We start from the raw sequence: 13,569 nt of genomic DNA, 5'->3' as shown, positions 1-13,569 counted from the left end.
ACTCAGGACGAACGGTGGGGGTTGGTTTTCTCCGTTTGGTTCGAGCAGCTTCGAGCGTAGTCGAGAAGCGTCTGTCGAGAACGCCTTGCCCCAAACGGGGAGTTCTCGACGGCCGCTTCTCGACAGGCTCGAAGCTGCTCGAACCAAACGGGGTTGTTGGAGAGAAGTCGCTACTCCCCCGCCAAACGCATCAGCGCCGTCCATTCCCCGTCCGTCACCGGCGACACCGACAGCCGCGACTGGCGCAGCATCGCCATGTCCTGCAACCCGACCGCCGCCTTCATCGCCGCCAGCGTCACGGGGCGGGGCAGGGAGCGGTCGGGCTCCACGCGGACCGACACCCAGCCTTCGTCGCCATCCGCCTGCGCCGCGCGGGCGATGCGCGCGATGCCGACCGCCGCCTTGTCCTTGCCCGAATGGTAGAAGATCGCGTCGTCGCCGACCGCCATCGCGCGCAGATGCTTTGCGGCGGCGTGGTTGCGCACCCCGTCCCATTCGGTGCCGCCGTCGCGGACCAGATCGTCCCAGCCATAGCTGTCGGGTTCGGACTTCAACAGCCAGTGCGCCATGGTTACCCCTTCCCTAAACCGCCGGTGAATGGCCGGTTCCGCGTCCGTTCAGTCGCCCGGTGCTATCGATTCGATCATCGGCGCAGATGCGTCGTCGTGACAAGGGCCTTGCTGGCCCCCACGCAGGTTGAGGAGATTGGCATGAATAGCTTGCTGACCAAGGCGGGCCTGGGGTTGTCGCTGGCCGCGACGGCGCTGACCGCTGCCGCGCCGGCCGATGCACAGTGGCGCCGCGGCTATGGCTGGGACCGTGGCTACGACCGCGGCTGGCACCGGGGCCGCGACAATGGCGGTGCGGCGGTCGTCGCCGGCATTGCGGGCCTCGCGATCGGCGCGGCGCTGGCGTCGAGCGCGAACGACCGGCGGTTCCGCGATCGCTATTATCGCGACCGGGGCTATGCCTATAATTACGACGACCGCTTCTATCGTCAGCGGGGCTATTATCCGAACGACGGCTATTACGCCTATCGCTACAACAACTATCAGCGGTGCTGGGTCGAGCGGCGCTACGACCCCTATTACGACCAGACGGTGCGCGTGCGCGTCTGTAACTGATTGTTGACCGCACGACATGCGGCGGGGCGGGGGAGCATGTCCTCCGCCCTTTCCGCTTGGCGGGCGCGGCGTTTTGCGGCATGGGCCGCGCCCATGACTGATACGCCCCCCGATCGCCTCTCGATCAATCCGCGCAGCCCGCATTTCGACCAGCCCGTGCTGGAGCGCGGCATCGGCATCCGCTTCAAGGGCGCCGAGCGCAACGATGTCGAGGAATATTCGATCTCCGAAGGCTGGATCCGCGTCGGCCTCGGCAAGAAGGTCGACCGCAAGGGCCAGCCGCTGACCATCAAGCTGTCGGGCCCGGTCGAGGCCTATTTCCAGACGCCGGCCGAGGGTGCGGATGCGCCTGCGGACGAAACGAAGGGCGGCGAGGCGGAGTAATAGAGGGCGTCGCCCCAGTGAAGGCTGGGGCCTCCTGCGGCGAGGAGCGCGCCTGATTACGGAGAGACCCCAGCCTGCGCTGGGGTGACGTTCGTGGCGCGGATTGTGGAGGCTAGGCTTCCCGCGCCATCCGCTTACCCACATGCTGTTCGCCGCGTCTGGCGGCCAGCATCACCTGTCGGTGCCGTTCGGCCTTCGCCGCCAGCGTCGCGGCGTCGCGGGTGCCGGCGCAGGCGGGGCATTGTACGCCTTCCTCGAACAACGGTGACGTGCGCTCTTCCGGGCTGACCGGCATGCGGCAGCCGCGGCATAGCGCGTGGGTGCCTTGCGTCAGCCCATGGCCGACCGCGACGCGTTCGTCGAAGACGAAGCATTCGCCCTCCCACGCACTCGCCTGCGCGGGCACTTCCTCCAGATATTTCAGGATGCCGCCGTCGAGGTGATAGACGTCCTCGACGCCTTCGCCCTTCAGGAAGGCGGTGGATTTCTCGCAACGGATGCCGCCGGTGCAGAACATCGCGACCTTAGACTTGCCGGCCAGCAGCGTGTCGCGATTGGCGCGGAACCAGTCGGGAAAGTCGCGGAAGCTGTCGGTCTGCGGATCGACCGCGCCGGCAAAAGTGCCGACCTTCACCTCATAGGCGTTGCGGGTGTCGATCACGACCGTTTCCGGGTCGGCGATCAGCGCGTTCCAGTCGGCGGGGGCGACATAGGTGCCGACGATCCGGTTCGGATCGGTGCCGGGCACGCCCATCGTGACGATTTCCTGCTTCACCCGAACCTTCAGCCGGTGGAACGGCATCGTCGCCGCGTGGCTGAACTTCGGTGTCAGGTCTTCGCAGCCGGGCAGGGCGCGGATCGCGGCGAGCGCGGTGGCGATGCCCTCCGCGCTGCCGGCGATGGTGCCGTTGACCCCTTCCGGGGCGATCAGCAGCGTGCCGCGAACCCCCGCGTCGGCGAGCACGGTTTCCAGCGTGTCGCGGACCGCCTGCGGGTCAGCAATCTTCGTAAAGCGGTAGAGTGCCGCAACGGTCAGCCCGGTCATCAGTGGACGAAGCGCGCCACCACGTCGCGGTACGAGCGGCTGACCTTCACCTGCGAACCCGATTCGAGGATCAGGAAACATTCGCCATTGGTGTGCGGCTTGACCTGCTTGACGAGGTCGAGATTGACGATGGTCGAGCGGTGGACGCGCTGGAACCGGCGAGGGTCGAGGCGCTTTTCGAGGTCCTTCATCGTCTCGCGCAGCACCAGCGAATTGTCGCCGGTGTTGATGACCATGTAATCGCCCGCCGCCTCGATCATCTCGATCGTGTCGACATCGACGCGGAAGATCTGGCCGCGATCCTTGATGTTGATGAGCTTTTCGAAGCGGTTCGCGCCGACCGCGTCGTCGTTCGCGCCGTCGGCCGCTTCCATCTCCGCCGCGGTGTCGGGGGCGACTTCGGCGAGCACTTCCTTCAATTTCTCGACCTCGGCCTGGCCCCGCTTTTCGGACAGGCGCTGGCGCACGCGGTCGAGCGTGTCGGCGAGGCGCGATTCCTCCACCGGCTTCATCAGGTAATCGACCGCCTGCGCCTCGAACGCGCGGATCGCGTGGTCGCTGTACGCGGTGACGAACACCACCAGCGGCGGTTCGACCTCCATCAGCCCCTGCACCACCGAAAAGCCGTCGAACCCCGGCATCTGGATGTCGAGGAAGACGAGGTCGGGCTTGTGGGTCTTGATCGACCGGATCGCTTCGCGGCCGTTCTGGCATTTGTCGATGATCTCGACATCCTCATGCGCCTGCAACCGCAGTTCGAGGCCCTGAATCGCCAACGATTCGTCGTCGACAAGGATGGTACGGATGGTCATGCAGCCTCTTTGGTAACGTCTTGCGTCTGGTAGGGCAGTTCGATCTCGACCACGAACCCGCCGTCGTTGCCGGCGCGGGTTTCGAAACAATGGTCGGGGCCGTACGCCTGTGCCAGCCGGTCCCGGATATTCTGAATGCCGACACCGGTGGAAAGCGTCGGCCGCTTCGGTCTGTCGATCAAGCCGGGCCCGGTATCGGACACGGCGATCTGCACCCGATCCCCGGCCAGTCGAGCGGTGATCGCGATATCGGCCCCGTCCTCCTGCGGCGTGACGGCATATTTGATCGCGTTTTCGACCAACGGTTGCAGCAGCAGCGACGGCAACCGCGCGTGCGCCACGCGGGCATCGATGTCGAAACAGGTACGCAGGCGATCTTCGAACCGCATCTTTTCGATATCGAGATAGAGTTTGAGGGTTTCAACCTCCTGCTCCAGCGTGACGTGCGCGGTCGGTTCGTTGGCGAGCGTGTAGCGCAGGAACGACGACAGGCGGCTGAGCATCACGTTCGCCTTCTCGGTCTGTTTCAGCAGGACGAGGGTCGAGATCGAATTGAGCGTGTTGAACAGGAAATGCGGGTTCAGCTGATAGCGCAGCATGGCGAGCTGTGCCGACGACGCCTGCATCTCCAGCATCCGCATCTCGTCGACCTGCTGTTCGACCACCAGGTAGAAATTGATCCCGAAATAGAGCGCCGACCAGCCGGTCAGCACGGTGAAGTTCAGGAACAGCGTGCCGAGCACCAGCGACAGGCTGACATCGGGCGACACGTTGCGGATGAAGGTGAAGACGAAGGCGTCGATCAGCGAATAGGCGAAGGTCGCCGCCGACAAGGTGCACATCGTCAGGAAGATCGCCGGCACGCGCGGCAGCGAGCGATAATAGCCGTAGAGCACGCTCATCAGCAGCGTCAGGCAATAGCCGACGATCACCTCGACGATATTGCCCAGCACATTCTTGAGCGACGCGGCGCTGGCCACGGTCGAGACCGAGCGCAGCAGCAGATAGCCGGTCCAGCCGGCCGCCTGCAGCAGCCAGAAGGCGCGGTTCTTCTGTTCGAAGAAGGGGCGCGAGAAAATGGCGGGCTTCGGCGTCATGCGCTCCGTCAGTCGTCTTGTGCCCCCGCATGGTCATAGCGGGGCGGGGGCGGGTTGGCAAAATGGCCTTAGCGCAAGCGGCCCCCAAACGAAAACCGCCGCCCCGTTGCCGGGACGGCGGTTCGCGGTTGGTTGGATCGGGTAGGGCTTAGAAGCCGAACTTGATCGAACCGATGACCGTGCGCGGGTAGCCGACCGAGAAGTTCGGGTTGCCCGAGAGCGCATCGACCTGCGTGCTGATGTTGCCGAAATACTTTTCGTCGAACAGGTTGCGCACGTTCACGGCGAAGCTGGTGCGCTTCAGGCCGTACTGTTCCAGGCTGAAGCGCGCGTCGAGATCGACCAGGGTGTACGATCCGACGACGACGTCGTTGACGTCGGTCGCGAAGCGTTCGTCAACATACTTGCCCTGAACGCCGACGTTCAGTGGGCCGTAGTTAAATTCGGCGCGGCCACCGAACTGCCATTCCGGCGTTTCCGGAACCTTCTTGCCCTTGGTCTGCGCGATCGCCGTGCCGGCGGTCTGGACGTTCGAGAGCAGTTCGGTGTGGGTGTACGACGCGATCGCGGTCAGTCCCAGCCAGTTGGTCGGACGGACCGTGACGGTGCCGTCGAAGCCATAGCTGTCCACCGCACCGATGTTGCGGTCGAACGAGATGCCCTGATCGAAGTCGAACGAGGTCACGATGCGGTTCTTGTACTTGATGTACCAGCCGGTCAGCTGCGACTGCACCACGCGGCTGTTGTAGCGCAGGCCGAGATCGAACGAGTCGGTCTTTTCCGGCTGCACACCGATGAACGGCGCGCGGTACAGGTTATCCGTGCGCGGCGCCGAGAAGCCCTTCGCATAGCTACCGAACATGCTGATGTTGGTATCAGCGAAGTTGTAGGTGAAGCCGGCGTTGGGCAGGATCGCGTCGTACTTATAGGTCGTCGCGAACGGCGCATAATAGGGGGTCGCACCGGTGGTCGGGACGACGGCGTTCGGGGCGATGATGCGCAGCGAGGCGATCGGTTCGCTGGTGCAGTAGGCGAAGCCCGAACCGCGTGCCTCGATCGGGCAGTAGGTTTCGAGGTCACGCTTGAAGAACGGCGCACGCAGGCCGACCTGCAGCGTGAACGCCCGGTCAAAGAAGCGGCCGATATATTCGCCCGAGATCTGGTTCAGCAAGGCGACCGACTTGCGATCGCGCTGCGAGATCACGAAGCCGTCGGCGGCCAGCACCGGACGGCCGTTACGACCCGAGAAGATGTTCTCGGGCATACCGTTCGAATAGAGATAGCCCCATTCGCCGGTCTGGCGGTGGTTCGCATTGTCGTAGGTGTAGGCGACGCGGACGCGCTGGTCGTCGTTGAAGTCGTAACGCAACGACGCGATGCCGGTGTAGCGGTTGGTGTTGGTGATGTTGGGCGAGAAGAAGCGCACCGTGTCGCGGAAGTCGCCGTCGCCGTTGAAATCGACACCCGGCGACGTGGTCAGGCTGCCCTTGGCGCGTGCCGAGTTCTCGGCCAGCGTCGAGGTGCCGCCGCCATGGGCCAGCGTGTACTGGTACGAACCGTCGAGCGTCAGCGTCAGCTGGTCGGTCAGAGAGAAGCGCGAATTGGCGCGGACGTTGCCGGTGTTCGACGGGTTGACGCGAATGCCGTAATAGTTCGAACAGTTGTTCGCCGCCTGCGCCGTGCCGTTGACCGGGGTCGGCGTCGAGCAGAATTCGTCATTCTCGAAATTGCTGACGGTTTCGAACTGGCTGTCGTTCAGGTCGATGCGGATCGGGTTCGACGGCGATGCATTGGCGTTCGCCGGGATGACGCCGGTGCCGAAAAGGGTGCGTATATCGCCCACCGAGACCGAACGATAGAAGTTGTTGCGGTTCTCGTTGTAGTGGCCCGAGATGCGGATGAAGTCGCCATTGTCACCGAGCGGCTGGTAGATGCCGGCGTTGAACTGCTGCTTGCGGATTTCGCCCGGACCACGGAACTTGTCGTTCGATGCCTTCGACGCCGACAGGAAGGCGCGGGTGCCGAACGAGGTCAGGTTTCCGGTCTCGATCAGGCCGAACACGCGGTGAAAATCGAAATCGCCATACGAGGCGACCAGCGTGGCCGACAGTGTTTCCGACGGGATCAGCGTGCGATAGTTGACCGTGCCGCCGGCGGCCGATGCGGTCGGGCTGTCGACGTCGGTCGCGCCGAGGTTGACGTTGATTTCGTCGATCAGCTCAGGGTCGAGCTGCTGGTTCGAATAGATCGCGTAGTTGCCCGAATCGTTCAGCGGGAAACCGTCGAAGGTCAGCGAGACGCGGTTGCTGTCGAAGCCGCGGATGCGGATATTGCCACCCGACGAACCGAACGGATCGCTCTGGGTGAAGTTCACGCCGGGAACGATGTTGAGCGCGTCGAGGACGGTGTTGCCCGGAGCCTGCTTCGCGATGAATTCCTGATCCAGCACGACGCGCGCCTTGGGGCTGTCGGGAATCTTGATGCCGTCGACGCCGTTCTGGACGCTCGAACCGGTGACGACGATTTCTTCCGATTCGAAATCGGTCGAGCCGGTCGACTGCGCGAAGGCGGAGGCCGGGAGCAGGAGCGCGGCAAAGGCCACGCCGGCATAGAGCTTGGTGTTCATAAGTCCCCTTTGAATCGCAAGGTCGTGGCGCGACTCGGTACGCTGGTTCAGGCGGCGGCATTCACCGTCCCGGCGCCAATGGACGCGCCATATTTCTATTTTGCGACAACCGAAAGCGGGGAACTCAGTCTCTTTGTGTGCGTTGCAAAAACGTCACGTTGTTGCAGCGGATACGATCTCCGCCCATGTCGCCTCGTCGATCACGCGGATGCCCAGTTCCTCCGCCTTCGCGCGTTTCGACCCCGCGTCCGCGCCGACGACGACCAAGTCGGTCTTCTTGGACACCGATCCCGATACGCGGGCGCCCAGCGCATCGGCTTGTGCCTTGGCCTCGTCGCGGCTGAGCGTTTCCAGCTTGCCGGTGAAGACCACGGTCTTGCCGGTCAGTTCGGACGCGACCGCCTTGTGCTCGACCGGTAGGGGGGTGACTTCGCGCAGCAGGTCGTCGACCACGGCGCGGTTATGCTCTTCGGCGAAGAAGGCGAGGAGGGCGTCGGCGACTTCGGGGCCGATGCCCGCCGTCTCGACTGCCGCGACGAGGGCACGTCCGCGGCGCAGGACGAACTTGCGATCGTTCTCGCCGATCGCCGGCACGGTCTCGGCTCGGACCGCCAGCGCGCGCTCGATCATGTCGAGGAACGCCTCGATCGTGCCGTAGCGCCGCGCGAGGTCGCGGGCGGTGACTTCGCCGACATGGCGGATGCCGAGCGCGAACAGGAAGCGGTCGAGCCCGATGCTGCGGCGTGCGTCGATCGCGGCGAGCAGCTTGTCGACGACCAGCTCGGACATGCGCTCGCGCTGGACCAGCGCCTCACGATGGGTGTGCAGGCGGAAGATGTCGGCGGGGGAGGCGATCAGCCCGTCGCGGAAGAATTCCTCGACCCGCACCAGCCCCAGCCCGGCAATGTCATAGGCGTGGCGCGAGACGAAATGGATCAGCCGCTCGACCCGCTGCGCCGGGCAGACGAGACCGCCGGTGCAGCGCACGACGACTTCACCCTCGCCGCGTTCGGCGAGCGAGCCGCATTCGGGGCAGGTGGTCGGGAAGGTCCAGGGCGCGCGCGCTTCGTCGCGGGTCAGGTTCTCGACGATCTGCGGGATGACGTCGCCGGCGCGCTGCACGACGACACGGTCGCCCGGACGGACGCCCAGCCGCTCGATCTCGTCGGCATTGTGCAGCGTCGCGTTGGTGACGACGACGCCACCGACCGTCACCGGCTCCAGCCGGGCGACGGGGGTCAGCGCGCCGGTGCGGCCGACCTGGATGTCGATCGCCTTCAGCGTGGTCTGCGCGCGTTCGGCGGGGAATTTGTGCGCGATGGCCCAGCGCGGGGCGCGGCCGACAAAGCCCAGCCGCTCCTGCCAGTCGAGCCGGTCGAGCTTATAGACCACGCCGTCGATATCGTAGGGCAGGTCGGCGCGCGTGGCCTCGATCGCGCGATAGACGGCGAGGGCTTGCGCGGCGCCGTCGCAGCGCTGGAACGCGTCGGCGATCGGGAAGCCCCAGTCCTTCAATGCCTGCACCACGCCGGCCTGGGTATCGGCAGGGAGCGCCGTGACCTCGCCCCAGCCATGCGCCAGGAATTTGAGCGGGCGCGACGCGGTGACGGTGGCGTTCTTCTGTCGCAGCGATCCGGCGGCGGCGTTGCGCGGATTGGCGAATTGCCGCGCCTTGGCCGGGTCGGCGGCGTCGGCGAGCAGGCGGGCATTGAGGGCGGCAAAATCGTCCTTGGCCATATAGACCTCGCCGCGCACCTCGAACACGTCCGGCGCGGCGGGCAGGGTCTGGGGAATGTCGGCGATGGTCGCGACATTGGCGGTCACGTCCTCGCCGACCGCGCCGTCGCCGCGGGTCAGCGCGCGGACCAGCTTGCGCCCTTCGTAGCGCAGCGAACAGGACAGGCCGTCGATCTTCGGCTCGGCGGTGAGCGCGACGGGTTCGTCGTCGGACAGGCGCAGGAAGCGGCGGACGCTGGCGACGAACTCCGCCACGTCCTCGTCGGCGAAGGCGTTGTTGAGACTCAGCATCGGCCGGGCATGGGCGACCTTGGCCAGATGGCCCGAGGGGGCAGCGCCGACGCGCAGCGAGGGCGAGTCGGTGCGCACCAGCGCGGGGAACGCCGCTTCGATTTCCCGATTGCGGCGGACCAGCGAGTCGTACTCCGCGTCGCTGATCTCCGGCGCGTCCTCGCCATGATAGGCGGTGTCGGCGCGCGCGATGCGCTCGGCCAGATCGGCCAGTTCGGCGCGGGCATCGTCCTGGGTGGCGGGGAGCGGCTGGGTGGTCATGGCGCCAGCGCTATCGGGGGGATGCGGGGCGATCAAGGCTCCCGTTCGGTTCGAGCAGCTTCGGGCTTGTCGGGAAGCGGCAGTCGAGAACTTGGTGATTGGGGCAAGCCCCTTCTCGACTGCGGTTCTCGACAGGCTCGAACCTGCGCTCGAAGCAAACGGGGGGGAGACGGAGGGGGGAGCGTTACGCCCCGGGTTCGCGCACGCTGCTGCGGCGGATGGTCACGCGGCGTTCGACGGTGATCGGGTGATCGAAGTGCAGCCCGGCGCGGCCGTCCTCTGCCCAGCGCAGCGTCGCCGCCACCCATTGCCCGCCGCCGGTATCGATCCGGAGCGTCGTGCCGATCGCGGCTTCGTCGAAATCGATGAGATCGATCAGCGCGCCGTCGCTCGACAGGTCGCGGATGCGGGCGGAGCGGCGCGTGCCGTTCAGCTCGATCGTGGTCGAGCGCAGCATGCGCGTGCGCGGTGCGCGCGGCGCCTTGGGACCGCGCGGGGTCATCGCGCCGCCCTCCGCCAGCAGCCGCGATGCCGCCGCCGCATTGTCGACCGGCGGGCCATAGAGCAGGCCCTGCACGTCGGAGCAGCCCAGATCGCGCAGCGCGTTCAGTTCGTCCTGATATTCCACGCCCTTGGCGGTGACATCGATGCCCAGCGACTCGCCCAGAGTCGTGATCGCGCGGACGACGGCGGCGTTGCGGCCTTCGGGATCGCTCACCCCGCGCACGAACGAACGGTCGAGCTTGATCCGGTCGAATGGCAACCGGCGCAGGCAGGACATCGATGCCGGTCCCGCACCGAAATCGTCGAGCGCGAGGCGGACGCCGATCCCGTGCAGCGCGGCGAAGCTGCCGACCGCGGCACGCATGTCGCGCAGCACGCTGGCTTCGTCGAGGTCGAGTTCCAGCCGTTCGGGCGACAGGCCCGACCGCGCGACGGCATTGGCGATGATCGCGGGCAGGGCGGGGTTGGCGAACTGCGCCCCCGACAACGGCACCGCCAGCCGCGACTCGCCGGGCCAGGCGGCGGCATCGTGACAGGCGGTGCGCAACACCCATTCGCCGATCGATTCGATCAGCTGGCACTCCTCCGCCACGCCGACGAACTCGGCGGGTTCGAGCGACCCGCGCGTCGGATGCTCCCAGCGCAGCAGTGCTTCGAACGCGGTGATGCGGCTGTCGTCGAGCGCCACGACCGGCTGGTAGACGATGCGCATCTGGTCGAGCGACAGCGCGACGCGCAGGTCGGATTCCATCTGTCGCCGCGACCGCGCGCCATCCAGCAGGGTGTCGTGGAAGAAGCGGGCGACGCCGCGCCCGGCATCCTTGGCGGCATAGAGGGCGAGGTCGGCATTGGCGACCAGCGCGTCGGGGGTCGCGCCGTGATCGGGCGATACGGCGATGCCGATCGAACAACCGATCGATACCGCGGCGCCGTTCAGGAAATAGGGCTGCGACAGCGCGGTGATGATCGCCTGCGCCAGCGTCACCATGTCCGACCGGCTGGCGATGCGCGGCAGGATCACCTGGAACTCGTCTCCGCCCAGCCGCCCGACCAGCCCGGCATCGCCGACCGTCCGCTCCAGCCGCTGCGCCACCTGCTTCAGCAGCGCGTCGCCGACCGGATGGCCCATCGTGTCGTTGACCGCCTTGAATCGGTCGAGATCGAGGAGGAACAGCGCGGTGCCGTCATAGCCCGGCTGGGCCAGGGTCTGTTCCAGCGACATCCGCATCCGTTGCCGGTTGGCAAGGCCGGTCAGGCTGTCGAACAGCGCGAGGCGGGTGATCGCCGCATCCGATTGGCGCACGGCGGCCATGTCGGTGCCGGTGCCGACGAACCCTTCGAACCGACCATAGGGGTCGGTGAACGGGCTGCCCGATACGGTCCAGCTGCGGTCGGTATGCGTGGCTGAGGCGGGGGTGACGGCATAGTCGGTAAAGGCGGTGCGGGCCGACAGGTGAAAGGCGATGGTGCGTTCGTTGTCGCCGGCGGTCGAATCGCTGCCGGCGATGCGCAGCACGTCGACCAACGATGCGCCGATCGCATCGATCCCGGCGGCGGCCAGTACCGAGACGATCTTGTCGCTCAGATAGGAGATCCGCCCATTGCGGTCGGTCTGCCAGAACCAGTTGGGGCTGTGATGCTCGGCTTCGCTGATCAGGCGCCGGCTGGGGTCGCCGGGCGAGCGTGCGTTGTCGTCGGTCCCCTGGACCAACGATCGCAGTGCCGCCTTCAAACCGCCGCTCGCCAATGCGCTTCCCCCGGGTGATACGAAGGGAGGATAGCGTGCGACAAGTGAACGAATTCTTTGCAAGCCAGTGTCGTCCCCCTGTAGGGCGGGAAAGATTTTTCGACAGACATGGACCACGCGATGACCGTCACCATCACCGAAACCGACCTGATCGACAGCGTCGCCGACGCGCTCCAGTTCATCAGCTATTATCACCCGATGGATTACATCCGCGCGCTGGGCGAGGCCTATGCCGCCGAGACGTCGCCGGCCGCCAAGGACGCGATCGCGCAGATCCTGACCAACAGCCGGATGTGTGCGGAGGGGCATCGCCCGATCTGCCAGGATACCGGCATCGTCACCGTGTTCGTGAAGTGGGGGCAGAATTGCCGGCTCGACAGCGACCGGTCGTTGCAGGAGGTCGTCGACGAAGGCGTGCGCCGCGCGTACCTGCACCCGGAGAACAAGCTGCGCGCCTCGATCCTCGCCGATCCGGCGTTCACCCGGCGCAATACCAAGGACAATACGCCGTCGGTGCTGCACGTCGAAATGGTGCCGGGCGACAAGGTCTATGTGGATGTCGCGGCCAAGGGCGGCGGGTCGGAGAACAAGTCCAAGTTCAAGATGATGAACCCCAGCGATTCGATCGTCGACTGGGTGCTGGAGATGATCCCGCAGATGGGCGCCGGCTGGTGCCCGCCGGGCATGATCGGCATCGGCATCGGCGGCACCGCCGAAAAGGCGATGCTGCTCGCCAAGGAATCGCTGATGGCACCGATCGACATGGGCCAGCTGAAGGCACGCGGGCCCCAGAGCGATGTCGAGGCGCTGCGCATCGAGCTGATGGACAAGGTCAATGCGCTCGGCATCGGTGCGCAGGGGCTGGGTGGCCTGTCGACCGTATTGGACGTCAAGATTCTCGACTGGCCGACGCACGCCGCGTCCAAGCCGGTCGCGATGATCCCCAACTGCGCCGCGACCCGCCACGCGCATTTCACGCTGGATGGCAGCGGCCCCGCCTATCTCGAACAGCCAAATCTGGCCGACTGGCCCGACGTCAACTGGACGCCGGATAAGGCGGCGATCCGCGTCGATCTCGACACGCTGACGCCCGAAGTCGTCGCGACGTGGAAGCATGGCGACCGGCTGCTGCTCAACGGCAAGATGCTGACCGGCCGCGACGCCGCGCACAAGCGGATCGCCGACATGCTCGCCAAGGGCGAGGAGCTGCCGGTCGATTTCCGGGGCCGGGTGATCTATTATGTCGGTCCGGTCGATCCGGTGGGCGAGGAAGTGGTCGGCCCGGCCGGCCCCACCACCGCCACCCGCATGGACAAGTTCACCCGCATGATGCTCGACCAGGGGCTGCTGGCGATGGTCGGCAAGGCGGAGCGCGGTGCCGACGCGACCAAGGCGATTGCGGAGGCCAAGTCGGCCTATTTGATGGCGGTCGGCGGGGCGGCGTACCTCGTCGCGCGGGCGATCAAGGGGTCGAAGGTCGTGGGCTTCGAGGACCTCGGCATGGAAGCGATCTACGAGTTCGAGGTGCAGGACTTCCCGGTCACCGTCGCGGTGGATAGCGAAGGGCAGAATGTCCACCACCTCGCCCCGCTGGTGTGGCGGGAGAAGATTGCGAAGGAGCGGTTGCTCGAGGGGGCGTGACCACTCGTTCGAGGTGTGCCGGTAACGCCCCCGTCGTCATTCCCGCGAAGGCGGGAATCCATAGCCGCAACGCTCGCGCCTCTATCCGAACCGTCAGCGTCTATGGGTTCCCGCCTGCGCGGGAACGACGAGGGAGTGGCACGGAGCCGTTACCTCTCCCCTTCGTCATCCCGGCGAAGGCCGGGATCCACCGTACCGCATACCCCCAAGACTTCGGCGCATGCGGAACCTTGGATCCCGGCCTGCGCCGGGATGACGGGGGCCGGGATCCAAGGTTCCGCATGCGCCGAAGTCTTGGGG

The 13,569-nt window shown here is 66.1% G+C and carries 10 protein-coding genes; 3 read left to right on the top strand and 7 right to left on the bottom strand.

Annotated elements, in window-relative coordinates:
* Nucleotides 1–170 precede the first annotated feature (170 nt).
* Nucleotides 171–569, bottom strand: a complete 399-nt coding sequence (locus CA237_RS12050; protein ID WP_066689241.1) for an EVE domain-containing protein — start codon at nucleotides 567–569, stop codon at nucleotides 171–173.
* A 141-nt stretch (nucleotides 570–710) separates the two neighbouring features.
* Here CA237_RS12050 and CA237_RS12045 point away from each other — a divergent pair, with 141 nt between their 5' ends.
* Together CA237_RS12045 and CA237_RS12040 are read left to right on the top strand one after the other, a co-directional pair.
* On the top strand, nucleotides 711–1,124 hold the full coding sequence (locus CA237_RS12045; protein ID WP_066689242.1) for a hypothetical protein: 414 nt from the start codon (nucleotides 711–713) through the stop codon (nucleotides 1,122–1,124).
* 93 nt (nucleotides 1,125–1,217) lie between these two features.
* The gene (locus CA237_RS12040; protein ID WP_066689243.1) at nucleotides 1,218–1,508 is read left to right on the top strand and encodes a DUF3297 family protein; all 291 of its coding nucleotides are present in this window, start codon (nucleotides 1,218–1,220) and stop codon (nucleotides 1,506–1,508) included.
* A 112-nt stretch (nucleotides 1,509–1,620) separates the two neighbouring features.
* Here CA237_RS12040 and CA237_RS12035 read toward each other — a convergent pair whose 3' ends face one another.
* From CA237_RS12035 to CA237_RS12010, 6 genes are all read right to left on the bottom strand, one after another.
* Nucleotides 1,621–2,553, bottom strand: coding sequence for a rhodanese-related sulfurtransferase (locus CA237_RS12035; protein ID WP_066689245.1), 933 nt, complete (start codon nucleotides 2,551–2,553; stop codon nucleotides 1,621–1,623).
* Nucleotides 2,553–3,365, bottom strand: coding sequence for a LytTR family DNA-binding domain-containing protein (locus tag CA237_RS12030; protein WP_066689248.1), 813 nt, complete (start codon nucleotides 3,363–3,365; stop codon nucleotides 2,553–2,555). The genes CA237_RS12035 and CA237_RS12030 overlap by 1 nt, the downstream gene beginning before the upstream one ends.
* Nucleotides 3,362–4,462 (bottom strand): histidine kinase, encoded by a 1,101-nt coding sequence (locus tag CA237_RS12025; protein ID WP_066689250.1) that lies wholly within the window; start codon nucleotides 4,460–4,462, stop codon nucleotides 3,362–3,364. The genes CA237_RS12030 and CA237_RS12025 overlap by 4 nt, the downstream gene beginning before the upstream one ends.
* 148 nt (nucleotides 4,463–4,610) lie before the next feature.
* On the bottom strand, nucleotides 4,611–7,088 hold the full coding sequence (locus CA237_RS12020; protein ID WP_126014215.1) for a TonB-dependent receptor: 2,478 nt from the start codon (nucleotides 7,086–7,088) through the stop codon (nucleotides 4,611–4,613).
* 153 nt (nucleotides 7,089–7,241) lie between these two features.
* Nucleotides 7,242–9,377: an NAD-dependent DNA ligase LigA gene (gene ligA, locus CA237_RS12015; protein WP_066689258.1), complete on the bottom strand. Its 2,136-nt coding sequence runs from the start codon at nucleotides 9,375–9,377 to the stop codon at nucleotides 7,242–7,244.
* 184 nt (nucleotides 9,378–9,561) lie between these two features.
* The gene (locus CA237_RS12010; protein WP_164523872.1) at nucleotides 9,562–11,592 is read right to left on the bottom strand and encodes an EAL domain-containing protein; all 2,031 of its coding nucleotides are present in this window, start codon (nucleotides 11,590–11,592) and stop codon (nucleotides 9,562–9,564) included.
* A gap of 156 nt (nucleotides 11,593–11,748) precedes the next feature.
* Here CA237_RS12010 and CA237_RS12005 point away from each other — a divergent pair, with 156 nt between their 5' ends.
* Nucleotides 11,749–13,269 (top strand): fumarate hydratase, encoded by a 1,521-nt coding sequence (locus CA237_RS12005; protein ID WP_066689368.1) that lies wholly within the window; start codon nucleotides 11,749–11,751, stop codon nucleotides 13,267–13,269.
* Nucleotides 13,270–13,569 lie beyond the last annotated feature (300 nt).

Origin of the sequence: Sphingomonas sp. ABOLH (genome assembly GCF_003951715.1) — a bacterium.
GTDB classification, from domain to species: Bacteria; Pseudomonadota; Alphaproteobacteria; order Sphingomonadales; family Sphingomonadaceae; genus Sphingomonas; species Sphingomonas hankookensis_A.
Note: the sequence above shows the minus strand (reverse complement) of the source record. Positions and strands in the feature narration are given on the sequence as shown.

Coding starts and splice junctions, on each gene's coding strand:
- CA237_RS12020 (WP_126014215.1), bottom strand. CDS start 7,088: ATGAACACCAAGCTCTATGCCGGCGTGGCCTTTGCCGCGCTCCTGCTC.
- CA237_RS12045 (WP_066689242.1), top strand. CDS start 711: ATGAATAGCTTGCTGACCAAGGCGGGCCTGGGGTTGTCGCTGGCCGCG.
- CA237_RS12050 (WP_066689241.1), bottom strand. CDS start 569: ATGGCGCACTGGCTGTTGAAGTCCGAACCCGACAGCTATGGCTGGGAC.
- CA237_RS12005 (WP_066689368.1), top strand. CDS start 11,749: ATGACCGTCACCATCACCGAAACCGACCTGATCGACAGCGTCGCCGAC.
- CA237_RS12040 (WP_066689243.1), top strand. CDS start 1,218: ATGACTGATACGCCCCCCGATCGCCTCTCGATCAATCCGCGCAGCCCG.
- CA237_RS12025 (WP_066689250.1), bottom strand. CDS start 4,462: ATGACGCCGAAGCCCGCCATTTTCTCGCGCCCCTTCTTCGAACAGAAG.
- CA237_RS12035 (WP_066689245.1), bottom strand. CDS start 2,553: ATGACCGGGCTGACCGTTGCGGCACTCTACCGCTTTACGAAGATTGCT.
- CA237_RS12030 (WP_066689248.1), bottom strand. CDS start 3,365: ATGACCATCCGTACCATCCTTGTCGACGACGAATCGTTGGCGATTCAG.
- ligA (WP_066689258.1), bottom strand. CDS start 9,377: ATGACCACCCAGCCGCTCCCCGCCACCCAGGACGATGCCCGCGCCGAA.